We start from the raw sequence: 22,950 nt of genomic DNA on the forward strand, positions 1-22,950 counted from the left end.
TTCTGCTCAGAGGCTCAGCCCGCGCTTGCGCCCGAGGCTCCAATCGATCCCGCCGCCGGGCGTCATCGTGCCCGTGACGGTCTGGCCGAGATGGCGTTCGAGTTGCGGGGTCCAGGGGACGAGCGAAAATCCGAGGCCATCATCGATCATGGCGAAGCGGCCCGAGGCGAGATCGAGGCGTTGGCGAAACCTCCCTGCGACGGGTTCGCCCTCGGTCGGCTTGTGACGGGGGAGGCCGGTTTGGGTGCTCAGGTCTTGAGCAATGGCGTCCAGTTCGCGGTTGCGCAGGGTGGCCAGCAGATCGCGGGCAAAGGTGACCCGCTGACCTTGCCGTCGGGCGAGGCCTTCGGCGACAAGGTGATCCGAGCGGCGCTCCAACGCGTGGCGAACCTCCGCGCCAAATCCGGCGCCGCTTAGCGGTGCGCGGTCTCGGGCAAGATGCAGGCGGTCGAGCCAGGTGGCGCCATCTGTCGCGATCTGGGCGGCCAGCGACAGATCGGAACGACCGACAAGCGACAGTTGCTGTGTCCCGTCCGTCTTCCCTGTCCAGAGCCGGGTTTCGACAATGCCACCTTGCGGCGTGTCGCCGGTCGCATCGAGATCCCGGAAGCGCAGGTGATGAACACGACCGTCAACGCCGTCGATGATCGCGTAGCCGGTCCCGGCGTGGTCGTCATGAAAGCCGCGTTCCACGAGCCGCCCGAGGATCGGCGCGGTGGGCGTGTCTTCGATGGCGAAATCACCCGCCGCGCGGTTGCGGTCGGCGCCCATGGCGCGGTGCATCCGTTTGATGATGTCGCCGCGCATCCCAAGCTCGCGCAGAGTGTCTTCGGCATTCGGTTTCAACTCCCAGACGGCGGGGGCGATTTGTTCGGCGAGTCCGAGCCTCTCCAGTGTCTGGGCACGCCCGATCATCAAGCGGCGCAGCTCCGGATCGCGGGGCTCCGGCGTGCCGCGGCGCAGGTCGGCGATGCCGGCATGATCGTCCGCTAGGGATCGCAGGCCGCGGTCGAGATCGGTCCAGCGCTCCGCCGTGACCTGCGTTTCCAGCGCTTGGGAAATCTCCCGCGCGCTGCGGGGTCCCAGTTCCAGTTGTACGAGGTCTTCCGCGCGCGCGCGAAACCCCTGGCTGATATAGTCACGCGAGATGACGAGATCGCGGCCATCGTCCGCTTTGCCGCGCACCAGAATGTGGACATGCGGATTGTCGGTGTTCCAGTGATCGACGGCGACCCAGTCCAATCTCGTGCCGAGATCCCGTTCGGCACGGGCCATCAGATCACGGGTAAAGGCACGCAGATGCTCGAGATCGCCCGCGTCCTCCGGCGAGATGATGAACCGGAAATGATGCCGGTCGTCTTCGCAGCGCGCCGCAAATCCGCCCCGGTCGAGGTCATCGCGTTCAGACCCGAACAAGTCGGCGTCGCGCCCGTCCTGACCGACGCCATCGCGCTGCAGATAGCCGAGATGCTTGACCATGGGCGCGGAGCGAAAACGCTTGCCCTGGTGGCGCACGACGCGGGCCTTCACGACAACGCGCCGGGAGGTGCGGGTCAGGCCCTTGGCCGTCCGGGCAAACCGTCCGCGCCCGAAAGCGGCGTTGCCGGAACGCGTGCTGCCCGCGCCGATGCGATAGCCGGTATGCCCCGACTTTCGCGCTGCTCGCATCACCTCGTTGACGAAACGGGTGGGTTGCTTCGAGGTCCTGCCGCCGTCGCGGATACGCCCGGGGCGGATGCGCAGGTCATTGTCGCGCCCGGTCATGGCCGCATTCGCTCGCAGAACATGCTGCCGCACAAAGAATATAGCAAAATCAGAATTTTAGATGAAGTCCTGCGGCATGCAGCTTGGATGTGCGGCGCAAATCCTCGCAGAGAAACAACAGCTTGAGGTCCGCTTGCGGCACCTCTTTTATCTCGCGCTCTTTCTGTTGAGACCCTGCGCGTCGACCCGCCCCGGCACATTCCTGCGACCGGGCTTTCCAGACCTCGCAATGGTGCGATTCCGCGGATCATGGCGTTTGCCCCCGGCTGAGAGGCACGAAGATGCCGTTTTGAGACGCGTCAGACGCAATCCGTTGGGCGTCATCGCCGGGGGTCTGACCCGTCTCAGCCGTTGCCGCGAACAGCGGGGCGTCGCGCCAGTCCTGCGTCCTCTGCGGGCGGCTGACTGCCCGCGCGACGTCGGTTCCATCGGCGATGAAGGGCGCGAGGATGGCGAGGTAATTGCGGGTTTCAAGCGGCAGGGCGCGTCCGGTATCAAGGTGGTTCTGGTACCGTGCAGGCCCGGCATTGTAGGACGCGAGAAAGCCGGGTGACCCGAACCGGTCGTACATCTGCCGCAGATAGGCGGCGCCGGCCAGAATGTTGTCGCGTGGATCGAAGGGGTCATCGCCAAGCCGGTGGGCTGCGCGCAATTCGGCCCAGGTGCCGGGCATGATCTGCATAAGCCCCATGGCGCCCGCGTGGCTCACCGCGCGCGGATTGCCCGCGCTCTCGACTTCCATGACGGCACGGATCCAGGGCTGCGGGATGCCGAACCTGCGCGCGGCTTCTGCGATATGGATGTCGATGGGTTGCTGCTCAGATGCAGAAACACTGCGGTCCTGAGCGATCACGACGGTCGGTGCCACGGTGATCGGCGTGCAGAGGATCAGTACAAGCGCGGTCGTGACGCCCGCGTGCCGACGGCTGTTACCGCGTTCAAGACTGCGCATCTGCCGCCCCTTCATATGTCCAAAGAGGGATGGCGCGTCCGAGGATCGTGTCCGCTGACAAGGGCCCGAAATAGCGTCCATCGAGGCTGTTGGCGACACCGGCGACGAGCAGGAAAACCTCGTCCGAGCCGAGCGTGACACATCCCGTCCAACGGGGAAGTGGGCGACCGTGCCGGTCATCCGATGCTGCCTGGGCAACAACGGTGCCGCCGATGGCGATATCGAGACCATCGCGACAGACGGTCATGCCGGAGACGGCTACGATGCGTTTCAACAGCAAGGTATCCGCACCGACATAGCCGCGCTCAACCAACCAAGATGACAGGTCTTCCGGCAGGCGCACGGCAACGAGATCGCCCAGCGATGGCGGGTTTGACGCTTGAACAAGGTAAAGACCGACAGGCACGCTTGCTGAGGCATTCCAGATCAGACGCGGTGCGCGGTCGATCTGTGCGACCGCGAGCAAACCTAGGGACAAACCGGCCGCGAGGAGGGGAGGGACCGCCGCGCTCATGTCGTCACCATGCGACGCTTGAGCCAGGCCGCATGCCGGGCAGGGGTGTAGGGACGGGGCTCCAATGCAGTGGTCAGGCGGTTGTGGACGTGCCGCCAATGATCGGGGCAGACATCTTCCGGTGCGATGCCATAGCTTTCCACGATGTCGACGGACCGCAGCGCCGCCTCGACCTTGGGCCAGCCGGAGAGGCGCAGCAAAAGCTCTCCGCCTGGCGTGACACAGGGCACCGTGGAGCAGGGCTCGCCAGCGCCGACGGCGCGCAGAATGTCGATCCGGCTTTCAACGGTGCCGTGGTCGTTCGACGACCAGCGGACGAGCGCGAAGATCGCGCCGGGAGCGAAGGCCACGCGCTTTTCCGTGCGCGTCAGGATGGTTTCCCCGGCCATCCGACCGAAACGGATCCAGCGCTCGATACGCCCTTCGATCCAGGTGAGGTGGACAAGTGTCTGCATCGGCTCAGCGCCCACGCCGAAGATAGGCCGGCGAAACGGCGGCATGGCGTTTGGCGGGTAGAACGCGGTCTTCGGTCTCGTCCGAGGTCGAGGTCTTCTCGCCCCTCGTGACCCAGGCCTGCAGATCGTCGACCGCATAGACGACACGCCCTCCGATTTTCGAATAGCGCGGGCCGGTCCCGTAGGTCCGGTGTTTTTCCAGCGTACGGCCAGACAGGCCGAGAAATCGGGCGGCTTCCGGGGTTCTGAGGTAGCGGGGCGGGAGTCCTTCGTTTGGGTCGGGCATGTGAGCATCTCCGGTGGCTAGGCCGCGCGACGGCGCGTCGCGGGCTGTCGGAGGTCATCAAAACGGAAGAGCGCCGTGGGGAGGGATGACGAAGATCGCGGCGCGAAAACGTCACCCCCAAAGGCCAACAGGAGCAGGGCCAGATGCGGGTTCGATTTTCGGAGATCGCGGGGTGATCACTTTCGCAGCTTGGAGCGCCCCGTGGGTCCTTTGCCGAGAAGGAGAAAGCGATAGCCTTTGGTGGTCAGATGCGTGCCATGGGCTGTCAGTCGGGTGATCTGGGCCTTGAGGGAGCTGGTCTTCCAATGCTCGCGCGACACAGCCTCCGCGCCGAACAAATGCCGCGCGATCGTCTGGTAGCTGGCGCGGTCCCGGCGCGCGTCGAGCGTGCGCAATGCAAGCTGGATGCGCCGCCGCTGCTGCGCCGTCAGGGGCGGAGGGGATCGTTTGTGATGAAGCAGTTGCGCGCGGAGCGACTCGAGGGAATTGATCCGTGCCGTCCAATGCTCGTCCAGCGGCACCAGGATGCCGAGGGGCCGGTGCAGGTTCTTTGCATCCAGCACGAGCAACGCGCCTGTTGCGAGGCGCACATACATCAAGCCGTCCCGCGTTCCGATGACGGTCAGATCATCTGCATCGATTTGCGGCGCGGCGGTGTCGCCGCCGGGGACCGGCACAGCATACCCGACCGCTGCCGGGGCGATTGAAGGCGTCCAGAACACGGGTGCTTTGGGTGCGTCGATGTCCGGATCAACCGGGAAATCGTAACCCCCATGCAGCCGGTGATCTCAATCCATCCCGCATCTGCGGGTAGGTCGCGCGATAGTCGGAATTGCGGCGCAGGCATTCCCAGGCCAGCCCGGACAGGTCGAGGCTGTCGAAATGCCGATACGCCGCTTCGTCTTGCCAATCCCTGGTCATGGCGAAGCTCCGCGTCAGAGGTTTCGATGGGGAAAGAGTATAGCCGGGAGGTGCAAGAAAACGACGACGCCAATGGCGAACATGCACAACCTGCGCGAGTGTTCGCCGATCTGGGCCGAATTGCGCAAAGTTCAGCCGGTACCGCCCTCAAGCAGCTTGCGATAGCCGTGTTCGGTCATCCAGTGCGCACGGGCGAGGTGGCTGTCATAGATTTTTCGCGCACGCTCCGGCTCCTTGTCCGCATCGATGCCGAACAGGATCTGGCTGATTTCCTGCAGGCTTGCACCGCTTTCAGCGGCGTCGAACAGGCGCAGGTAAAGCGTCATATGTGCGTGGTCGTAGTCGGTCAGATCATCGCCTTGTGGTGCGAGATCAGAGATCGGCGTGGTGCCGGTGGCAGACATGATTCCCCCTCGCCGTTTGGCGTTAAGGTCCATAAAAGCACATCGGATTGCCTGTGCAAGAACGGATCGCGGTCAGTCAGGTTGCAGATGAGCATTATAATACGTCGCACCAAAATACGCGATAGGCTTTTTAGCTGCGGATGGATATCCGCGTTGTTTTTGCAAGTAATCTCAGGCACTACCGCCAAGCGCGTGGGCTGACGCAGGCCGCATTGGCGGCGGCGATGGATGTCGACCGTGCCCATGTCAGCGCCATGGAACGCGGCCAGCAGAATGTCACCTTGCAGACTCTTCAGCGGGTCGCGGCGCATCTGGATGTAGCACCAGCACAGTTGATCGAAGAACGCTCTGAAGGCGATGTGCGTTCCCGAAAACCGTGATCGTTCGCCCGGGCAGTCAGCTTTTGGGTCGAAATGTGCAAGATCAGGGCAGGGCATTGGCCGAACCCAGCGCGCCCGGCAGGATGGTCTTCTATAGCGATCAATCCGCTATTCAGCGCTGAGTTCGGTCAGCTTCTGGTCAAGGCGGCGTGGCATCAGATCATCCCCGGGCGTGGTCTCCATCAGTCGCTGAAGCGCCGCGATGGCCCAGCCCCGCCGGTCGATGCGTGTGCTGGCGGTCATCAGGTGATCGACCGCTTCGTCGATGTCGAACGGGCTGGGTTCATAGCCACGGCCTGCCAGAAGATGCCTGATGGCATGCAGAGCGACATCGGCGGCGAAGGTCGGTTCCTTGATCGCGAAATCGCGGGCAGCCCGGATGAGCGTCGCCGGGGCCGCCTCATGATCGGCAGCGCAGTCGAGGGCGATGTCGAAATACGTCGCGGTCTTGGCCGCGGCGAACCATTTGCCCTTGCGCCCGTGGAGCGCGATGAGGTCTTCCAGTAATGCACGGGCATCCCGGTCAGGGTAGCGTTTGACCAGATCGCGCCACATCGCCAGCCAAGTGTTTCCGCTCGCTGTGGGCAGCCCGAACCGGCGATAGGCCTCGTCTGCCTTGCCTTGCCGCACCAGGATCGTCTCGCAGAACCGGCAGATGTCGTGATGGCCCCATGGCTGGCGGTCCGCCTGCAGCAGCGCCTCGGCATAGGCGAGCGCGTCATCCTCGCGGCCCTGTCGAAGCAAGGCTTCGGCCCCGAACTTGTCATCGAACCACAGCCGGGTTTTCTTGACCGCGAGGAGCGCCAGCAGTTCGTCATACCGCCCGGCCTCCAGCAGGCTGGACAGCGTGAGGGTCGCGGTGCCGACGTGGGAATACCGCTCCCAATCCGACCAGGCGCTATGGATCAGGGCGAGATCCCTGTCGGCATGAAAGGTCATGAGCGCGGGATACACGGCGATCTCGCCAAACCGCTCCGAGATGGGCGCGAGGTAGTCGACGCCATCGTCTTCGATTGCCGTGCGCAGCTGTTCCAGCCATTTTGCGCGTGTCTTTTCATCGGCAGGGGCGGCGATCAGGATTGGCACAAGGTCGTCAAGTGTGTGGCGCACGGCGGTGCCAAGCGCGCCCGAGGAGGTGTCGATATGCTCAAACGCGGGCCAGATCCGCGCGGCCAATGCGACCACGCCGTCCGCCGCCGTGACAGGATCCGCACGATTGACGGCCCGGATTTCCGCGCTGGCCGATTTCAACCGCTGGGTCGCCTTGGCGGAGCCGCGCCATCCGAAAGCGCTTGCGCGCATGCCAGGTTTGAAGGCCCATTTGTGGACGGGTTTGCGCGCCATCCTGCTACCGCCTGCGCACTTTACTGCGCGTGATCCAGTCGGCCCCGGCATAAGTCACGGCGTGTATATGAACCTCGCGCGCATCATCGTCGACGGTGAAGGCGATCACGGCCTTGCGGCCTGCTGGAATGGCGCGCAGCCCGGGGGCAATCTCGTCCCGGCGGCTGCCCCTGTGCGGCAGGTCAGCGAGGCTGGCGATGGTGGCCTCGATCTCGTCCAGCCTGCGCGCGGCGGATTGCGGGCCGGCATAGTCGATCAGCCAGTGTGTGATCGCGTCGAGATCATCCGTGACCGTCGGATGGAACCGGATGCGATAGCTCACGCCTCGCGCGCAGCCTGCAGCCGGGAGCGCGCGGTGGCAAACGCGTCCTCGGCCGAGACATAATCGGCGCGCGGTGTGTCGAGCCGCGCCCGGATTTCCTCAGCCATCGCGCCAAGGGCCAGCTCGCGCTCCTCTTCATCGCGCATCATCTGCTCCAGCGCCGCCGCCACAGCCGCGCTTTGCGAGGCGAAGACGCCTTGGCCCACCTTGTCGGTCAGGAACCGATGGTGGCGGTCGGTAAAGCTGAGGGTTGTCTTGACGGTCATGATTGCCTCTGGGGTATGACTTAGTCATATACGATAAGGTTTGAAGATTCGCAATCTCTTCAGGGAGTGCGGAGAGTAGTCGTTCGCTGCCCTTCGAAATATGACACTTCAATTGGCCGAGAGTTTCTATGTCATTGTAAATACGGCAGAGAATTTTGACGTTAGATAATGAGCTGAACCAATCCAGCAACGCTTGCTGCAACCACTCCGTCCTGAATTATTTTTTGTTTGGCTTCTGTTGAAAGAGCTTCTCCCTTCAACATGGACTTAGCATTGGCCGCAAGTGTCACCATCGCAGCGACCCCCATACTGTCAACAATGTCGGCGTCGGCCCCTTGACCGAGCTTGTGTAAAGTCGACGACGTATCATCTGTAAGGTTGGCATTGCTGAACTCAGAAGAAGACCAATCCGGCGACGAGCCAGCAACCTCACTGGTCACTAGCATGTCGATGTTTTCGTATTTTGCGTTGTGTTCACGCACATATGATGCGTATTTTGTTGCCTTGAGTTGAACCTCGGAAACATCGCCGGTCGCAACATTGATAATCCGGACATCAGCGCCAGCATGGTTCGTGTCGCCGAAGAGCTCGACAATGTACTCGTCGCCATCCAAGTTCTCTTTCCGCTGAAATGCGAGTTCATGGTAGATTCCCTTTACGTTGTTTTTGAGCCCGGAAATTTGCTCAACGGATAGCGATTGCACGTATTCTGACAGCTCAAGCTCACTGGCATCAGCAAGGCTATTGTTCGATCGGCGTAGCGCCTGAAGAACCAACTCCTCATCTTCCGTAAACGAAGGCAAGGTGTCCGACATCAATTTCAATATCGTGGCGGATACGACACCTGTAGCGACGGGAGCAGCCGCAGAGGGATTTCTTCTGACTGACGGCTTTTGACCATGCGCCGTTGATAACGCGTCGAACAATTCAACTAGATCTACCTTGCGATCTTCAAGGCGCATCAGCGGAAGATTCGGCCAGTCGCTGACTTTGGCGATGCAGACATCCAACTGTTCGAGGAAATCATATTTTAAGTTCTGCTGCAGGGTTGTAGCGGTGAGTGGGTCTAAAACGGCGTTTTGATTGGCCCGCTCACGAAACGCCGTTGCCAACATCAAACAGGTCTCGACGAACCGCACTTCTTGCGGGTCCAAGGATTTTTTCTTGCGCCTTTTTCCGGCCCATTTTCCAACAAGCTTGCGAGATCCAAAATATGCGATGGCGCCTCCAGCGGCAGCTACACCCAAGACAATCCACCCGCCAGTTACAACGCTTCCACCAATCCACGCCAACGCGGCACTGTTGAAAGCTGCGCCTGAAAGTGAAGAAATGGCCGTTCCCGTACTGGCTGTTCCGAGAATGGATGCGATGGAAAATAGACTTGCTGTCGTACCTGCCGCGGTCAATTTCCCCGAAAGCGCTGTAACAATCCTGGCCGACGTGCCGCGCTTTTCAATCAACAGCGCATCGACGAGGTCTTCCAGAGAGATTGCGCCTTTTTCGAAAAAGTTCTCCGGCGTATATTTGGTATGCCTAAGTTCAAATTCTGCGAATTTTACAGCCGCGTGATCCTTGACCGCTTTACCCCCTTTTGCGGCGAGCTTACCTGTCTGCCGCCCCACAGGCTTGGCGATTGCCCAACCAACTTTCCCCGCGACCTTAGCCAAGAACAGCGCTGAGCGCCCGGTCGCACTTGCCGCTCGCAATGATAGCGGAGGCCTTTTCTGGTTATTCTTGTCCAAGTTTGCGTGCTCCAAGTGGTCTTGTCGGTCGGGTACAGGAACAACCTATAGCAACTGGCAAGTCGTGGTGAAGGTGCATTGCAGCGCTCGACACAGTTGCAGACGGCCGCAAATTGCCGGACCGGTCAGTTAAGGCATGTCCTCGAAGCGCTCATTGTTAAACTCGCGGGAGCAAAGTTCACCCCGCCCGGTAATCCCGGGCGGGGCGGTCTGTTGTCAGTCGCCGTTGCGGCGGGTGTTGGGGCGCGACCAGATGAGGCTGAAGGTCTCTTCGCCGCCTTCGATCACCGTATCGTCGAAGAGGTTGGCGTAGATCGGCTGCGTGAAGCTCGGGTCGTCGAGCTTGAGGCTCAGGTAGTCGCGGCCCTCGGTCGAGCGCTTGGACCAAGCGGCGCCGATCTCGGCACGGCCGACGAAGACGCGGTGGGAGGGGGCGTTGTCGTTCGGGGTGCTGTCCTCGGGGACGATGCGGACGGCTTTCGCCTGAACGCTCAGGGTGACGATTTCGCCGACGTATTCGCTGCCGGTCTTCTTGAAGGTTCCGATGGTGGCCATGTCGTGTCTCCTTTTGGCTTGTCCGAGCCCGCGCCCTTCGCGGCCTCGATGGCGATCGTCAGGACCGGGGCGATCCGCCGACGCAGCCCCTGTGGCCCGCAGCGCCAGCGGAGGACGGCAAGGCCGGTCTTTCTTGCCGCGCGAGGAATGGCGTCAGCCAGGGGAAGAAAGTCCGGACCAGCCGTTGCGGCCAGGGCGGTCGAGGCGTCAGCCGATCCCGGTCAGATCAGCCGCTGAGAGGCCCGCAAGGGACGCGTGGCGTCATGCCATGGAAGAGGGGATGACAGGTTGCCTCTGGACCGCGCAAGACCCCGGCAGCATGCGTCGTGCAAAGACAGGTTTTGGCGTGCAAGTGGGACGGTGCATGTCCCGGACGTGCCCAGCTACTCCGGGATTACCCCCTCTCGCTGTGTCTGTGTTTGTCTCCCGTGATGTTCGGCCTGCCGGCGATCCAAGTGCTTGCGCGACCGGGGCCATGCGCCACAACGTGGGTCGCAGTGATCTGGCTTTGCTCAGCCGGTCCTGACCAACCGCAACGCTGCGGTGACGGTGAGGATCGAGACCTGTTGCAGCAATCGGTTGCGGCGCACGCTGACGATGTGGCGGACGGCACGCACTGGCGCAAGCTTCACAGGGCGTTCAGCGTTCGTCGTAAGACCTGTGCGGATGCGGGTCGGACATGGCGTTGACCTCGGACCAGCCCGACACCCGCGCCCAAGCTGTCCCTCCGATAATGAGCGCGCCGAGCCAGGACAAGAAGGTGATGGTGAAGGTGCCCGCGCTGCCGAATTCGGCAAGACCCTTTGCCGCATGAAACCCGGCGATCCCGGCGGGGACCGCGTAGATCAGACCGATGGCGAGTTTGAGCGGGGCCCAACGGATGCGGTCAAAGGCGAATTCCCCCAGAGCCGCGACGAAGCCGCCGATGAAGAGGCCCGCAATGATCGACAAAAAAACGCCTTGGCCCGTTTCATACAGATACATGCCGGACGTCAGCCCGATCGCGAAGGGCAGGGCGTAGACAGCCAGGTTGAACAGGATCCAGCAGAGGGCACCGAGGCCGAACAGCGTGAAGAGGGTGGAGAAAAACATGAGGCACTCCTTTCGAGAACAAGGATCGCGCCGCCACCTCCTCCACTGGCACGGGCGGATCATAGCAGAAAACGGCCTGCTCGGGGAGAGTCCGGGCAGGCGTCGGCGGAAATCCGGTCATGTCGGTGGGGCGGCTTTCGGCCGGAAGTCAAAGAGGGGAATGCCCATCGCGCGGGCCTTGTCGGCGAGATTTTCGGTGATACCCGAGCCCGGGAAGACGATGAGCCCGATGGGCAGGGTGTCAAGCAACTGGTCGTTGCGCTTGAAGGGGGCCGATTTGCCGTGCCGCGTCCAGTCGGGCTTGAAGACGATCTGCGTCACGCTGCGCTTGTCGGCCCAAGCGGCGGCGATACGTTCGGCCCCGCGCGGGGCGCCGCCGTGCAACAGGACCATGTCGGCGTGTTTCGCGTGGACGCGGTCGAGGGCCGCCCAGATGGCCGCGTGATCGTTGTAGTCGAGCCCGCCGGTGAAGGCGATCTTGGTGCCTTGCGGCAGCAGCGGTTCAAGATCGGCCCGGCGCTTCGCAGTGAGATGATCGCGGCTGTCGATCAACGAGGCGGTCAGGGTGCGGCGGTTCACGTGGCTACCCGTGCGCGGGTGCCAGTTCTGGCCGAGATGCGCCTCGAAGCCCTCGGCGGCGAGATCGCGCATGGCCTCAAAGGCATTGCGCCGCTCGATCAGCGTGATGCCCTCCGCGATCAGGGTTTCCAGTTCGACCGAGCGGACCTCGGAGCCGTCCTGTTCGCGCTGCGCCCGTTTCTGCGCCTGTTCGTTGCTGTCGAGATCCCGGCCTGTCCGTGTCGCCATGCGGTGAAACAGGTTCGTGGTGGACCAGAGCAGATCTTCGAGGTCGGGCTCCAACCGCGTGTCGGACAGCGTCGAGACGAGCGCGTCGAAGATGTCGGCGACGGCGGTGCGAATGGCGTCGGGTTCCGGCAAGGGGCGGGGATCGGGCTCGTCCGTGAAGGGGCGCCAGCCGTAGAGCTGCAGTTCCTCGAGCACAACGGCGGTGGAAGATCGGGTTTGAAGATGTGTGTCGGTCATGATGTCGTCTCCGTTTGTCGAAGCCCGCGCCTCTCGCGGCCTTCCCGGGCAACGGAAAAGCGGGGGCCGGACGGGTCTGCATTCTCAGGGGTCCCCGTCGCGCCCGCGCGATGGGGTGGAACCGGAGCGCAGCGGAGGACGGCCGTGGCCGTTGCGGGCGCGTCCGGGCTCTGCTCCGTTTTGCCCGCTCTCGGAAGGCCGGAAGGCGTGGCTCTGATCGCGGAGGCGCTGGCCGGCTGCGCCGATCCCGATCAATCCTCGGCGTGGTCGAGGAAAGTCAAGGCATCCTCGGGCGCCAGTTGCGGACGCAGATGCGCGCGCAACGCGTCGCGGCCATTGGCCCGCAGATCGTCATTGAAATCGCCGAGACAGGGGGAGAGATGGACGGTATCGATCCCGGCCCCAATGGCCCGATGCGCCAGTTGGTCCGCGGCGGACAGGCCTGCCGGATCGGCATCGACGGCAATGTAGAGGCGGCGAAGATCGGCGGGCAGCTGCAGGGCTGCGAGATGGTTGGCGGACAAAGCCGCCACGACAGGAAGCTTCGGCAGGGCCAGATGCAGGGAGAGCATGGTCTCCAGCCCTTCGCCTGCGGCCAGCACGCTGACCGGTTTGCCGATGCGAACACCATGGCCGAGGAGATTGCCCATGGCCTTGCGCGGTGGAATGACCGGGGCCTTGTCCGCAGAGGCGGGGTCAAGCCAGGTGCGGTGCAGGCCGGTGAGGCGTCCATCGAGGGCCGTCACCTTGGCGAGCAGGGCGGGCCAGGCCTCAGGCGGGTCTGTCAGCGCGTGATCCTTGCGCGAGTAGAAGCAGTTCGGGTGAAACCGGAGACTGTCGAGATGGCCCAACCCGGTGAGGCCGCGTCCGGCGAGATAGCGTTCGGCCAAGGTGCCCGACATCGGCTGGCCCATGGCCCAGAGCCGCCGCGCCGCCTCGGGTGAACCGCGAGATGCTGGCGGATTGGCGGCGCGGTGCCTGTCCGTCTGCGGCAGGCTGAGGAACCGGCGCGCTTCGTCCAGCGTGTCCCTCAGCGTGGTGATCCCCATGTTCAGGGCGATCAGGTCCAGAAGGTCCCCATGCTGCCCGGTTGCGGAATCGGTCCACTTGCCAGCCGCACCAAGGCCGGAGTTCGGACCGGTCAGCCGAACGTAGAGGCTGCGGCCCGGCGTATTCTGCACATCGCCAACGATCCAGTAGCGGCCCTGTTTGCGCCCGTTCGTAAGGTAGTGACGGCAGACGGTCTCGGCGTCCTCGGCAAGGCGGCGGGCGATGTCGGCGGCGGGGCTGTGCATGCTTTGTGCCTCCTTTCGTGGATAGAAAAAGGGGCCCGCCATTTCTGGCGGACCCCGGCTGCCGGAACTCGGGGGGAAGGAGCTCCGACCTGCTCGAAGGTCACTCGGCGGCAGTTCGGGCGAAGGCGTCACCGGCGACGGGATCATCTTCGCTCAAAGGCTCGGAGTCTGCGATAGCCGGTTCGCCGCCGTCTTCCGCCGATTGCGCTTCGCCGGTGTCGGGATCGTCGTCCGAAGGTCCTCCATCGGCGTCGTCGATCAACTCGATCTCAGGCGCGTCCTCTTCCGGCAGCGGCGGCGTGCGCAGCGGTTCGGGCAGCCACCCGGTGCCGGAGAGCAGGTCCTCTGCAGCGGTCACCATCTCCGATTTCTTCAGCCCCGCGATCCGGTCAGCGGCGTCCTCGCCCTTCGCTTCGCGCACGGCCTCGAGGATGCGTGCCTTGGTCACGCGGCCGAGGTAGCTGTCACCCGTGGCCGTCCAGCCCGCCTTGGCCATGTCGAGCCCGACGGTCCCGGCCAGCACATCCGCATGCGCGATGGCGCGGGGACGGCGCTGGTAGGGGTCGTGGACGGCGTTAACGCTCATCGCCACGCAATGGGCGAAGAGCGCCTCGCGGCTGCAGCTGTCGAACTCGGTCAGTGCCTCCCAGAGGTCCTCGGGCGCTTTCGGCAGGTTCCGCGCCCAGGTCTCGTGGCGCTGGTCGATGGCCTGCGCATAGGCCGTGTCGCCGAGACCCGGCACCTGCGATCCGAAGGCGGCGTTGCGCGGTTCGATCTCGACGCAGCTGTCGACGGCGTAGCGGTAGAAGAGCCGCAAAACCATCGCGTGCAGGGCCGCGAGGAAGGCAACCTGCGGGTCCTGGGCCAGCGCATTGCGCAGCGCCAGGGTCCGATGGGCCGTCAGTTCCATGACGAGGCGGTCGGAGAGCGGTTTGAGGCCGTCGTCCTCTTCGTCGTCGTCCGTGGTGGACGTGACGGTGTCGTCGGAGTCCTCAACTGGTACCGCTTCCGGTTCGACCTCGCCGACGTCCTCCACCTCCTCGACCGGCTCGTCTTCGGGCCGCACGTAGCCCCGCTCGACCCGCAGCCGCCCGGAGCTGTCGATGCTGACGAAAGCCCCGGCCAGCGCGAGGTCGTCGGCCTCGTACCGGAACGGACGCGCCTCGAGGGCCTCCATCGCCTCCTCGATCTCGCCTAACCGGGCATCGACATCGTCGGGCAGCTCGTCGGCCTCCGCATGCTCGGCCTCGAGCGCGTCGTATTCGGCCTTCAGCACCTGGTAGCTGGCGGCTTCCTCGTCGCTCATCGGCACCGCCTCGCCATGGACGCGGCGCATCCCGAAAGTGTGGCCATAGGGGAACTCGGTGTCGACCTCGACCCACTTCCAGCCCTCGGCCCGCACCCCCTGGGCCTCTTCGGCGAGTTTCTCGCGTACCATGACGTCGAGCAGGGCGGCATCCTGCAGCCAGCCGCCGTCGTCCTGCTGGAAAAGGTCGCGCAGGATTTCGCCCCCGGCCTCGACGTAGTCGTCGAGCCCGACGAACTGCGCCCGCTTGTCGGAGGCCCGCACCGCACCCTCCGTAAGCATGCGGCGGATTTCGTAGGGCTGCCGGGAACAGTGCCGCTGCAAGGCCTCCCAGACCTGCTCCTGCCGCGCGTGATCGGGATTGACCGTGAAGGCCATGAGCTGGTCGAGGGTCATCTCCTCCTCGGCATAGGCGTCGAGCAGCGACGGCGCGACCGCGGCGAGCTTCAGCCGCTGCTTGACCACGCTGGCCGAGACGAAAAAGGCCGCGGCGATCTCCTCCTCGGTGCGGCCCTTCTCGCGCATCGCCTGGAAGGCGCGGAACTGGTCGAGCGGGTGCAGCGGCGCGCGCTGGACGTTCTCGGCGAGGCTGTCCTCCTCTGCGAGCCCGTCTGTGCGTATGATGCAGGGCACCAGCGCGGTCTTGTTCATGCGCTTCTGTTTGACGAGCAGTTCCAGCGCCCGGAACCGCCGCCCGCCGGCGGGGATCGTGTACATGCCGGTCTCGGCGCCGCTGTCGTCAAGTACGGGCCGCACGGTGATGGAGCTGAGCAGCGTCCGCCGCGCGATGTCCTCGGCCAGTTCCTCGATCGACACGCCCGCCTTGACGTGACGCACGTTGGACTGGGAGAGCATCAGCTTGTTAAAGGGAATGTCGCGCGAGGCGCTGAGGGTGATCTTCTGTTGCTTGGTCATCGGGATATCTCCGCGACGGGCCAGCCGGGAGCCTCTCTCCAGACCTTCAAACCCGTCACCGAAAACCCGGCACCCCTCTCGCTCTCCAAAATGATGAAGCACAGAACGCAGGCGCCCTTCTGCCACTCACCACCTTCAGGTGTGAAGACGGCCACCGACGCACTTCATAATTTGAATTCTCTCAGAGCTGTGCTTCGCCTCACCCAAAGAAAATGCCAGAAGAGCGCAAAAAATGAACTCCATAGCCGCCCCAACTGCAAAAAGCGCAGGCTCCGACTTGACAAAGCGCACCCTGACCTCATATGAACATCGCCAGATGAAGTTCACCATCATCGAACTTCGAAATTTTTGGAGGGATGCCCTATGAAGTGGTTTGATGAGCACAAGGAGCTGATGGCGGGTTCGGATGACGAAGCGCCGGGTAGCTCGTACCGCGCAATCGCGAAGATCGCCGACGAAGCGCTTGGCGAGAAGGAAATGGTTCAGTTTGTCCGGGATGCATTTCTCAGCCAGAAGGCTTTCGGTGAGTTTCTGGGTGTTGGCGAGTCCACCGTCGCTGGCTGGATGAAGAGCGGCTCCTTTCCTGACTACGCCAAGCGCGCCACCCTGGCTGCCTACTATTCAAACAAGTACTTTCGGCAGATCAGGGACGCCAAGCGCGACGCCGCTCGGCCCAAGGTCGTCAAGGATGGCGACCGCTACTCAATCGTGCGGTTCAAGGTTGATGAAGCCGGCGTGACCATTGGAGAGGTTCTGGCGCGGGACATCCCGACGAAGAAGGCAGCTTTGGTGTTTGCTGGCGGTCTTCGCGCGTGGGAGCTCTTGGGCGAAACTGAGCACCTGATCGATCATGAGCTCGAGTCTATGGATCCGGAGGACAGTGCATGGATTCAGGAGCTCAAGGATGAAATCGGCTTGGAGCGCGCTCGCACCTTCGCGCACGACAAGCTTCTTGAACTCGAGCGCGAGCGCAAGGAGGCGATCGAGAGCCTGAACCTGGACGATCTGTTGTCGACTGAACCGACCAAGAAGGCCGGCGATATCGTAGAGGACCAGGAGGACGGTGATGTCTAAGTACAAGCGTGAATGCCTGCGCCTCTGCGAACAGGCCGGTCTTGACGTCGCATGTGTCGAACACCGCAGCCGCCACCTCGCCATGCACACGACGAAGGGTCTCTTGATCTTTCCTAGTACGCCGAGCGATCATCGCTGGCGCATGAATATGCGGGCTCAGGCGCGCCGCCTGGCGCGGACTTGAGAACCGCAAATGGCCCACTCGCTCCAAAGAAATCTGACCGATTGGGCGGCTCTGGCAGTGAGCCGCCCTTAGTGCAATTGACTAGGCCACCTTCTCCAACAACCCCTTCGCCTTCCCCTCCATCACCAGCCGCGCATCCTGCTGCGGCTTCGACCGGGCGACCGCCGTGATCCCCTGCACGAAGTCGAAGACACTCTCGGGCGGGCGGCCTTCCTCGGCCAGGACCGTCTCGACGATCCGCCCCGTCTCCGCCTTCGAGAACCCGCGCTTGCGGAGAAAGTCCTGCCGGTCCTCGTCCGACCGTGCGACGATCTTCTCCCGCGCTGCGCGGATGCCGTCGATGAAGGGTGCGGGCGAGGACTCGGCGAAACTGCTGAGCGCCGGGGCGGCCTCGTGAGCGAAGCGGGACGCGGCGTATTTCGAGTGCCGGATCGTGATCTCCTGGAAGTCCTCGACGCCCCACAGGTTGCGGTTCTGGCAGACGGCGCGCAGGTAGAAACTGGCGATACCGAGCGTCTTCGCCCCCACCTCCGAATTCCAGCAGTAGAACCCACGGAAATAGAGGTCGGGTGTGCCGTCGGGCAGCAGCCCCGCCTCGATCGGGTTGAGGTCATCGACGAGGAACAAGAACACGTCGCGGTCGGAGGTGTAGAGCGTCGTCGTCTCCTTCGTGACGTCCACGCGCGGGTTGTAGATGCCGGTCGACCAGTCGAGCACGCCCGGCACCTTCCAACGCGTGTCGCCAATGCCGTTGCCCGCGATCCGCTGCACGGCGGAGACCAGTTCATGGTCGTAGATCCGGCCATAGTCGGGGCCGGTCACGGCACGCAGTTCGGTGCGGCCATCCGCGACCTCCATGGTCTTGATCTGCTCCGCCCGGTGGTTGGTCAGACCGTACTGGAGGTTGATCCCTGCCAGCGGCGCGGGCAGTTGCCGCAGATACGCCGCGGGCGCACCGACGAGGCTCGAGATCTGGCCGAAAGACCAATGCGTCGGCGCGATGGGCTCATCTGCGCCGGGAAGGACAAGCCCCAGCTTTTCCGGGTTGTCGCGATGCGCCTCGACCCGGATCGCCGCGCTCTCCACCGTGCGCGTCCGGCTCCGCTCCGCCCGGCCCTTGGCCGAGGCGAAGAGATCGTCGAGCGACAGATACCGCTCGTCATCTGGCCGCGAGAACCACTCGGACGACACCCGGTCCACATTCGTGCCGCGCGACACATCCACCTTGTAGCCGCCGCTGATGTCACGCCCGGCATCGATAATCTCGGTATTCATGGGTTTTCTCCCGCGACGGGCGGCCGAAAGCCTCTCTCTCGACCTCCAAACCCGTCACGGCGAAAGCCGCCGAACTCTTGCTCTTTTTTTACGCCATCGTTGAGAATCCAGAGACCTCAACGCGACGGATAGCACACGCGTCGAAATTCTCGCTCTGACTTCTCCTCCACAGTCAGCTCGGCCAGTCTGGAAGCTATCTTTGTCTGGGTGAGCATAGAAACCGTTCTAAGCGCTTGATTGCGCTATGAACCGCGATAGGGCCTCGCGTCGTGCAGCTCGATCCAGAGCGTAGGCGGTGTGTCTGAACTCGACGCCGTCAAGGAGGCCTTGGATATAGCCTGCAATTGTATCCGCAGCAATGATGAGGACGCTGTCAACCGAGTGGATGTACTTGCTCGTAATCGATCCCGTCGAATGGCCGACGAGGGCAGCAATTGTGCTTTCTGTGAAGCCAAGATCATTCGCCGTGCTGGCGAAGCTATGCCGAAGAATGTGGGCGGTGAAGTCGGGAATCCTGCGTCCGCCAAATATCCTGTTCCAATGGTTTGGAAAACTTCCAAAGGTCTGTGACGCTCGTGTCCCAGGAAAAACGTAGTCGCCAGAAACCGTCTTTCGGCGGTCTTCGAGCAATTCGATGACAGGTAGTCCGATCGGTCTTGTCGATGCACCTTCCTTTGAGTCCGCAAGTCGCAGGCAGCTGTTCTCAAAATCGACTTCGCTCCATTTCAGGCCAAGTACCTCGCCGCGTCGACAGCCGGTGAGCGCGAGAAGCCGTGTGATAGCGATTGTAGGAGCGAGTTCATGGTCCTCGCCAGCCTCGCGAAGCATCTTGCCAAGCTCGCGGTATTCGTCATCGCTCAAACGCCGATCTCGCACCTGATCTTTTGGCTTTCGAATACCATGGGCGACGTTGTGTTCGATGATCCCGATGTTAATTGCATAAGTAAGCATCGAGCCTGTCAGGCCGACGCATTTGCTCGCCGTTCCACGACCGCCGCGCAGAATAGAAACACCTCGCTTCTTGCCAGTCTTTTTGACAGCACGCGTTTTCCCGGCAATCACGTCGTTCATCATCTTCGTCACGTCGGCCTTGGTGAGGTCACGCACGCGGCGTTGGCCGATCAGGGGGATGATGTGTCCGTTCAAAGCACCGATGTTCGTATAAATCGTGGACGGTCGCTTTGGGCGTCCGCCTTTGCCCATGATTAGCCCGGCTTCCATGGCTTTGACGTATTGCTCGGCCAGTTCCTTTACGGTCATCGCTTTGCGGTCGAGCTGCCGGTTCTCGGCAGGGTTCTCACCGCGGGCGACCTGGCCGAGCTGCGCCATCGCTTCCCTTCGGGCGGTCTCGGGCGTCCAGACTCCATGAAGGCCGATCGCGTAGCGCCGCGAGCGACCGGCTGCACGATACTGTATCACGTAGCTGCGTTTTCCTGAGGCGAATACGCGCAGCCCGAAGCCAGGCAACTCATCATCCCATACGACATAGTCTTTGTCGCGTATCTCGACCGCATCGACGAAACGTTTCGTAAGTTTTGCCATCCGAATTCAGACCTTTCCGATCGGCCGGCAGCCTTCTCACGTAAGCACTACGTAAGCACACGGGCGAAAGCTGCGACCTGTTTCTGGATAGAAGCTTCGGAACAGCGAAACGGAAATACAAATATATTCAGTATCTTATCGTGCTCCGTCGCGCTCTATCGCGCAATTAGAAAAGGTGTCAATAGCGCCTCCGAAGGCAGAGGCCAGAGGTTCGAATCCTCTCAGGTGCGCCACTTCCCCCCAAATCCCTCAGAAATGCTGTCTTCGACGCTGTCGAAATGGTCTCTGTATTGCACCGTCTTGCGAGTCTGAGGCGGGCAGGGAAGGCCGTTACGGGTTGAACGCTGGAGGAGAGGCCTCCGGCGCCCGTCGCGGAGGTTTTCCAATGAATACCGAGCTTATCGATGCCGGGCGAGACATGAACAGCGGCTGTAGGGTGGATGTATCGCGGGGCGAGAACGTGGACCGCGTGTCGTCCGAGTGGTTCTCGCGGCCGGATGACGAGCGGTATCTGTCGCTCGACGATCGCTTTGCCTCGGTCAAAGGCCGGGTGGAGCGCAGCCGGACGCGCACGGTGGAGAGTGCGGCGATCCGGGTCGAGGCGCATCGCGACAACCCGGAGAATCTTGGGCTGGTCTTGCCTGGCGCGGATGAGCCGATCGCGCCTACGCATAGGTCCTTCGGCCAGCTCTCGAGCCTCGTCAGCGCGCCCGCGGCCTATCTGCGGCAATTGCCCGCGCCGCTCGCCGGGATCAACTTGCAATACGGGCTGACCAACCACCGGGCCGAGCAGATCAAGACCATTAAAGTCGCGGATGGCCGCACCGAACTGCGCGCCGTGACCGGGCCCGACTACGGCGCATCTACGACCACGAACTGGTCTCCGCCGTGCAGCGGATCGCGGGCACCCGCCACACCTCGCCATCATCCTGCCGTTTGACGTAATCTACCCGCTCCCCATCCCAGTGGTACGCGAAATGCGCCCCTTGGGTCGGGATCGGGATCACGTCGGGCCAGAAGACGGCGATGCACCGGCCCTCGGGAAAGCGCACGCTGGGCCAGGTGAGGCCGTTCGACCCGGCTGCTCGGCGCTCTGCTCCGAAGAGTTGCGAGGGGCGGTAGTCGTCGGGATTTAGCAGGTCGGCGTGACCCGTGGCGTCGTCGAGGTCGGTGTCGATCGACCCGATCAACTCGCGGAACTGCGAGGTCCAGCCCGGGGCCTCGTCGGTGGCGCGCATGAAGCGGGCGTGGTGATGGACGGTCTCGGCGATCGCCACCTCGGAGCGGTCGCCGGCGTAGTAGAGGCCGAAGCTACCGTCCGAGAACCGTCCGGGCCTGAGCGGCGAGCAATGCACGAATGGCGCCATGACCCAGCTTGCGCCGTGGCCGGTCACGCGGCGGGCCACTGGGACCTTGGAGAGATCGCCGATGCTCTCGCGGATGCGCGGGTTGAACTTGGCCTCGGCCGAGGCCAGCGCCTCCCAGTCGGCCGGATCGGCGATGTCCTCGAAAAGGTCGATGGGCGGGTGGATCGAGCGGATGATGCGGACCGTGCGCGGCCAGGTCACGCGGCGGACAGGCGCATTCACCAGGCACCCCGTTCGGCATCGAGATAGGCGCGCAGGTCGATCAGGTCGGTGATCTCGCCCCGGAGCATGACGTCCAGCGCGCTTCGGCCTGCGAAGGCGGCGTTCGGTTTGCGGATCCAGGCATAGCCGCGGGCAGGGTCGGCGAAGAAATAGCGCAGCGCCTTGTGGATCCCCATCAGGATCGCCATGCGCGCGCGCAGGTCGCGGTCGATCCGGCCGATATCGCCGGTCTTCCACCGCGCCCAGGTCCGTTGCGCCATGTCGCCCAGCAATGTGCGGGCCTCGGCATCCGTCAGCTCCCAGGCCCGGAACAGGTTGACGGTGGTGCGCGCCAGTGCCGCCGCCTCCTCGTCTGTGATGATGGGAAGATCGGTGCGGGCGAGGACGGGCTGAACCGTGGCGAACTGCATGGCTGTCTCCTTTGGCATCAATATAGGCAATATGTGCCAAAAGGCAAGGTGGGTCATGCGGTGTGCGTTGGTCGCCTCCCGCCCTTTTTCCCTGTCTTTTCGCGCCAGAGCCCTACGCCCCTTGAAGAGCTGTTGAGCGCAGCCGGTTTCCGGTTTTCTTGATGGACCCGATCCAGGGCCGCCCGTCGGCGGTGCCTCACGGAACGGGGACAGCATGGCAGAGGCAGCTCGGAAACCGGAAGCGATGGCACGTGGCGCGCGAATGCTGCGCACGGCGCTCGGGCCTGCCATCGCCGGCTTTCTGGAAGACCCGATGACCGCCGAGGTCATGCTCGATCCCGACGGGCGGCTCTGGATCGACCGGCTGTCCGAGGGGCTCTCCGATACCGGCGCCACCCTGTCGCCCGCCGATGGCGAGCGGCTCGACGCACATCACGTCGGGGCCGAAGTCCATGCCGCGCGCCCGCGCGTCTCGGCCGAACTGCCCGAGACCGGGGAACGCTTCGAGGGGCTCCTGCCGCCCGTGGTCACCGCGCCCTGTTGCGCGATCCGCAAACCCGCTGTCGCGGTCTTCATCCTGGCCGATTACGAAGCTTCCGGGATCATGACGGAGGCTCAGGCGGTTCTGTTGCGGGAAGGTGTTGCCGCGCGGGCCAATATCCTCGTGGCGGGCGGGACCTCGACCGGCAAGACGACCCTGACCAATGCGCTCCTGGCGGAAGTGGCCGGATCGTCCGACCGCGTCGTGATCATCGAGGACACGCGCGAGTTGCAATGCACGGCACCGAACCTTGTCGCCCTGCGCACCATGGACGGGGTCGCCTCTCTCTCCGATCTCGTTCGCTCCTCGCTCCTCGCTCCTCGCTCCTCGCTCCTCGCTCCGACCGCGCCCGGACCGCATTCCATCGGCGAGGTGCGCGGGGCCGAAGCGCTGGACCTCTTAAAGGCCTGGGGCACGGGCCATCCGGGCGGCATCGGGACCATCCATGCGGGCTCCGCCCTCGGCGCGCTGCGCCGGATGGAGCAACTCATCCAGGAGGTGATCCAGCCCCCGTTTCACCGGACACCTAAGCGGTTTCGGTTTTGGCCCTGATGAACTCGCGGGGCGAGCGCCATTTCAGGCCGCTGTGTGGGTGGTTGTCGTTATAATCTTCGATCCAATCTCCTATCAATCTCAGAACGGTTTTGGCATCGGGCAGCGGATTGATACGAACGTAGTCGCGTTTGAGTGTTTTGACGAAGGTGAACCGCACCGGGTTTGCCGGAGGCTGATTTGTCTTAGTTACGCGGCCATGTCTGATCTTTGCAGTGCAGCGTAG

Annotated in this window: 25 protein-coding genes and 1 pseudogene; 4 read left to right on the plus strand and 22 right to left on the minus strand. The window is 63.4% G+C overall.

Annotation, left to right across the window (positions count from 1 at the left end; genetic code table 11):
- Positions 1-6: 6 nt before the first annotated feature.
- From AB0T83_RS17550 to AB0T83_RS17585, 8 genes are all read right to left on the minus strand, one after another.
- On the minus strand, positions 7-1,764 hold the full coding sequence (locus AB0T83_RS17550; RefSeq protein ID WP_366194529.1) for a relaxase/mobilization nuclease domain-containing protein: 1,758 nt from the start codon (positions 1,762-1,764) through the stop codon (positions 7-9).
- A 247-nt stretch (positions 1,765-2,011) separates the two neighbouring features.
- The gene (locus AB0T83_RS17555) at positions 2,012-2,716 is read right to left on the minus strand and encodes a lytic transglycosylase domain-containing protein (RefSeq protein ID WP_366194530.1); all 705 of its coding nucleotides are present in this window, start codon (positions 2,714-2,716) and stop codon (positions 2,012-2,014) included.
- Positions 2,703-3,230: a S26 family signal peptidase gene (locus tag AB0T83_RS17560; RefSeq protein ID WP_366194531.1), complete on the minus strand. Its 528-nt coding sequence runs from the start codon at positions 3,228-3,230 to the stop codon at positions 2,703-2,705. The genes AB0T83_RS17555 and AB0T83_RS17560 overlap by 14 nt, the downstream gene beginning before the upstream one ends.
- The gene (locus AB0T83_RS17565; protein WP_366194532.1) at positions 3,227-3,685 is read right to left on the minus strand and encodes a DUF2840 domain-containing protein; all 459 of its coding nucleotides are present in this window, start codon (positions 3,683-3,685) and stop codon (positions 3,227-3,229) included. The genes AB0T83_RS17560 and AB0T83_RS17565 overlap by 4 nt, the downstream gene beginning before the upstream one ends.
- Before the next feature lie 4 nt (positions 3,686-3,689).
- A complete protein-coding gene (locus AB0T83_RS17570) occupies positions 3,690-3,971 on the minus strand; it encodes a helix-turn-helix transcriptional regulator (protein WP_021100692.1) in 282 nt (93 codons plus the stop codon).
- 176 nt (positions 3,972-4,147) lie between these two features.
- The gene (locus tag AB0T83_RS17575) at positions 4,148-4,693 is read right to left on the minus strand and encodes a DUF2285 domain-containing protein (RefSeq protein ID WP_366194533.1); all 546 of its coding nucleotides are present in this window, start codon (positions 4,691-4,693) and stop codon (positions 4,148-4,150) included.
- A 28-nt stretch (positions 4,694-4,721) separates the two neighbouring features.
- Complete coding sequence (locus tag AB0T83_RS17580; RefSeq protein WP_193142252.1) at positions 4,722-4,892, minus strand: transcriptional regulator domain-containing protein; 171 nt, start codon at positions 4,890-4,892, stop codon at positions 4,722-4,724.
- A gap of 131 nt (positions 4,893-5,023) precedes the next feature.
- On the minus strand, positions 5,024-5,296 hold the full coding sequence (locus tag AB0T83_RS17585; protein ID WP_366194534.1) for a DNA -binding domain-containing protein: 273 nt from the start codon (positions 5,294-5,296) through the stop codon (positions 5,024-5,026).
- A 140-nt stretch (positions 5,297-5,436) separates the two neighbouring features.
- Here AB0T83_RS17585 and AB0T83_RS17590 point away from each other — a divergent pair, with 140 nt between their 5' ends.
- The gene (locus AB0T83_RS17590) at positions 5,437-5,676 is read left to right on the plus strand and encodes a helix-turn-helix domain-containing protein (RefSeq protein ID WP_366194535.1); all 240 of its coding nucleotides are present in this window, start codon (positions 5,437-5,439) and stop codon (positions 5,674-5,676) included.
- Positions 5,677-5,784: 108 nt separating this feature from the next.
- Here the strand turns inward: AB0T83_RS17590 and AB0T83_RS17595 are convergent, their stop codons facing one another.
- From AB0T83_RS17595 to AB0T83_RS17635, 9 genes are all read right to left on the minus strand, one after another.
- A complete protein-coding gene (locus AB0T83_RS17595; protein ID WP_366194536.1) occupies positions 5,785-7,020 on the minus strand; it encodes a hypothetical protein in 1,236 nt (411 codons plus the stop codon).
- 4 nt (positions 7,021-7,024) lie between these two features.
- The gene (locus tag AB0T83_RS17600) at positions 7,025-7,342 is read right to left on the minus strand and encodes a type II toxin-antitoxin system RelE/ParE family toxin (RefSeq protein ID WP_366194537.1); all 318 of its coding nucleotides are present in this window, start codon (positions 7,340-7,342) and stop codon (positions 7,025-7,027) included.
- Positions 7,339-7,608 carry a hypothetical protein gene (locus AB0T83_RS17605; RefSeq protein WP_093741784.1) on the minus strand — a complete coding sequence of 90 codons (270 nt, stop codon included), beginning with the start codon at positions 7,606-7,608 and terminating at the stop codon, positions 7,339-7,341. The genes AB0T83_RS17600 and AB0T83_RS17605 overlap by 4 nt, the downstream gene beginning before the upstream one ends.
- A 161-nt stretch (positions 7,609-7,769) precedes the next feature.
- A complete protein-coding gene (locus AB0T83_RS17610; RefSeq protein WP_366194538.1) occupies positions 7,770-9,350 on the minus strand; it encodes a hypothetical protein in 1,581 nt (526 codons plus the stop codon).
- 216 nt (positions 9,351-9,566) lie between these two features.
- Entirely contained in the window at positions 9,567-9,905 is a 339-nt protein-coding gene (locus AB0T83_RS17615; RefSeq protein WP_021100681.1) for a DUF736 domain-containing protein, read from the minus strand.
- Positions 9,906-10,544: 639 nt separating this feature from the next.
- Positions 10,545-10,997: a hypothetical protein gene (locus tag AB0T83_RS17620; RefSeq protein ID WP_366194539.1), complete on the minus strand. Its 453-nt coding sequence runs from the start codon at positions 10,995-10,997 to the stop codon at positions 10,545-10,547.
- Positions 10,998-11,114: 117 nt separating this feature from the next.
- Positions 11,115-12,041 carry a DUF2493 domain-containing protein gene (locus tag AB0T83_RS17625; protein WP_366194540.1) on the minus strand — a complete coding sequence of 309 codons (927 nt, stop codon included), beginning with the start codon at positions 12,039-12,041 and terminating at the stop codon, positions 11,115-11,117.
- 251 nt (positions 12,042-12,292) lie between these two features.
- Entirely contained in the window at positions 12,293-13,336 is a 1,044-nt protein-coding gene (locus AB0T83_RS17630; RefSeq protein WP_366194541.1) for a DUF7146 domain-containing protein, read from the minus strand.
- A 100-nt stretch (positions 13,337-13,436) separates the two neighbouring features.
- The gene (locus tag AB0T83_RS17635; RefSeq protein WP_366194542.1) at positions 13,437-15,557 is read right to left on the minus strand and encodes a ParB/RepB/Spo0J family partition protein; all 2,121 of its coding nucleotides are present in this window, start codon (positions 15,555-15,557) and stop codon (positions 13,437-13,439) included.
- A 363-nt stretch (positions 15,558-15,920) separates the two neighbouring features.
- Between AB0T83_RS17635 and AB0T83_RS17640 the strand changes: the two genes are divergently transcribed.
- A complete protein-coding gene (locus AB0T83_RS17640; RefSeq protein ID WP_366194543.1) occupies positions 15,921-16,631 on the plus strand; it encodes a hypothetical protein in 711 nt (236 codons plus the stop codon).
- 265 nt (positions 16,632-16,896) lie between these two features.
- Here the strand turns inward: AB0T83_RS17640 and AB0T83_RS17645 are convergent, their stop codons facing one another.
- Positions 16,897-18,090 (minus strand): DUF932 domain-containing protein, encoded by a 1,194-nt coding sequence (locus tag AB0T83_RS17645; protein ID WP_366194544.1) that lies wholly within the window; start codon positions 18,088-18,090, stop codon positions 16,897-16,899.
- 225 nt (positions 18,091-18,315) lie between these two features.
- Complete coding sequence (locus tag AB0T83_RS17650) at positions 18,316-19,632, minus strand: tyrosine-type recombinase/integrase (protein ID WP_366194545.1); 1,317 nt, start codon at positions 19,630-19,632, stop codon at positions 18,316-18,318.
- Between the two features lie 385 nt (positions 19,633-20,017).
- On the opposite strand from AB0T83_RS17650, the pseudogene AB0T83_RS17655 reads away from it, so the two are divergent.
- Positions 20,018-20,538: pseudogene (locus tag AB0T83_RS17655) on the plus strand (DUF932 domain-containing protein); the annotation flags it as partial.
- Here AB0T83_RS17655 and AB0T83_RS17660 read toward each other — a convergent pair.
- Both AB0T83_RS17660 and AB0T83_RS17665 read right to left on the minus strand, forming a co-directional pair.
- A complete protein-coding gene (locus AB0T83_RS17660) occupies positions 20,496-21,221 on the minus strand; it encodes an RES family NAD+ phosphorylase (protein WP_366194546.1) in 726 nt (241 codons plus the stop codon). The pseudogene AB0T83_RS17655 and the gene AB0T83_RS17660 overlap by 43 nt on opposite strands.
- A complete protein-coding gene (locus AB0T83_RS17665) occupies positions 21,218-21,631 on the minus strand; it encodes an antitoxin Xre/MbcA/ParS toxin-binding domain-containing protein (protein ID WP_366194547.1) in 414 nt (137 codons plus the stop codon). Before AB0T83_RS17665 ends, AB0T83_RS17660 begins: the two co-directional genes overlap by 4 nt.
- A 214-nt stretch (positions 21,632-21,845) precedes the next feature.
- On the opposite strand from AB0T83_RS17665, the gene trbB reads away from it, so the two are divergent.
- A complete protein-coding gene (gene trbB / locus AB0T83_RS17670) occupies positions 21,846-22,724 on the plus strand; it encodes a P-type conjugative transfer ATPase TrbB (RefSeq protein ID WP_366194548.1) in 879 nt (292 codons plus the stop codon).
- Here trbB and AB0T83_RS17675 read toward each other — a convergent pair.
- The coding region (locus AB0T83_RS17675; RefSeq protein WP_366194550.1) for an integrase core domain-containing protein at positions 22,699-22,950 on the minus strand (252 nt) is incomplete at its 5' end. The genes trbB and AB0T83_RS17675 overlap by 26 nt on opposite strands.

This window comes from Meridianimarinicoccus marinus (assembly GCF_040689105.1).
Lineage (GTDB): Bacteria > Pseudomonadota > Alphaproteobacteria > Rhodobacterales > Rhodobacteraceae > Meridianimarinicoccus > Meridianimarinicoccus marinus.

Coding starts and splice junctions, on each gene's coding strand:
- AB0T83_RS17580 (WP_193142252.1), bottom strand. CDS start 4,892: ATGACCAGGGATTGGCAAGACGAAGCGGCGTATCGGCATTTCGACAGC.
- trbB (WP_366194548.1), top strand. CDS start 21,846: ATGGCAGAGGCAGCTCGGAAACCGGAAGCGATGGCACGTGGCGCGCGA.
- AB0T83_RS17595 (WP_366194536.1), bottom strand. CDS start 7,020: ATGGCGCGCAAACCCGTCCACAAATGGGCCTTCAAACCTGGCATGCGC.
- AB0T83_RS17590 (WP_366194535.1), top strand. CDS start 5,437: ATGGATATCCGCGTTGTTTTTGCAAGTAATCTCAGGCACTACCGCCAA.
- AB0T83_RS17615 (WP_021100681.1), bottom strand. CDS start 9,905: ATGGCCACCATCGGAACCTTCAAGAAGACCGGCAGCGAATACGTCGGC.
- AB0T83_RS17585 (WP_366194534.1), bottom strand. CDS start 5,296: ATGTCTGCCACCGGCACCACGCCGATCTCTGATCTCGCACCACAAGGC.
- AB0T83_RS17560 (WP_366194531.1), bottom strand. CDS start 3,230: ATGAGCGCGGCGGTCCCTCCCCTCCTCGCGGCCGGTTTGTCCCTAGGT.
- AB0T83_RS17565 (WP_366194532.1), bottom strand. CDS start 3,685: ATGCAGACACTTGTCCACCTCACCTGGATCGAAGGGCGTATCGAGCGC.
- AB0T83_RS17645 (WP_366194544.1), bottom strand. CDS start 18,090: ATGAATACCGAGATTATCGATGCCGGGCGTGACATCAGCGGCGGCTAC.
- AB0T83_RS17570 (WP_021100692.1), bottom strand. CDS start 3,971: ATGCCCGACCCAAACGAAGGACTCCCGCCCCGCTACCTCAGAACCCCG.
- AB0T83_RS17555 (WP_366194530.1), bottom strand. CDS start 2,716: ATGCGCAGTCTTGAACGCGGTAACAGCCGTCGGCACGCGGGCGTCACG.
- AB0T83_RS17550 (WP_366194529.1), bottom strand. CDS start 1,764: ATGACCGGGCGCGACAATGACCTGCGCATCCGCCCCGGGCGTATCCGC.
- AB0T83_RS17635 (WP_366194542.1), bottom strand. CDS start 15,557: ATGACCAAGCAACAGAAGATCACCCTCAGCGCCTCGCGCGACATTCCC.
- AB0T83_RS17625 (WP_366194540.1), bottom strand. CDS start 12,041: ATGACCGACACACATCTTCAAACCCGATCTTCCACCGCCGTTGTGCTC.
- AB0T83_RS17620 (WP_366194539.1), bottom strand. CDS start 10,997: ATGTTTTTCTCCACCCTCTTCACGCTGTTCGGCCTCGGTGCCCTCTGC.
- AB0T83_RS17640 (WP_366194543.1), top strand. CDS start 15,921: ATGAAGTGGTTTGATGAGCACAAGGAGCTGATGGCGGGTTCGGATGAC.
- AB0T83_RS17630 (WP_366194541.1), bottom strand. CDS start 13,336: ATGCACAGCCCCGCCGCCGACATCGCCCGCCGCCTTGCCGAGGACGCC.
- AB0T83_RS17605 (WP_093741784.1), bottom strand. CDS start 7,608: ATGACCGTCAAGACAACCCTCAGCTTTACCGACCGCCACCATCGGTTC.
- AB0T83_RS17650 (WP_366194545.1), bottom strand. CDS start 19,632: ATGGCAAAACTTACGAAACGTTTCGTCGATGCGGTCGAGATACGCGAC.
- AB0T83_RS17665 (WP_366194547.1), bottom strand. CDS start 21,631: ATGCAGTTCGCCACGGTTCAGCCCGTCCTCGCCCGCACCGATCTTCCC.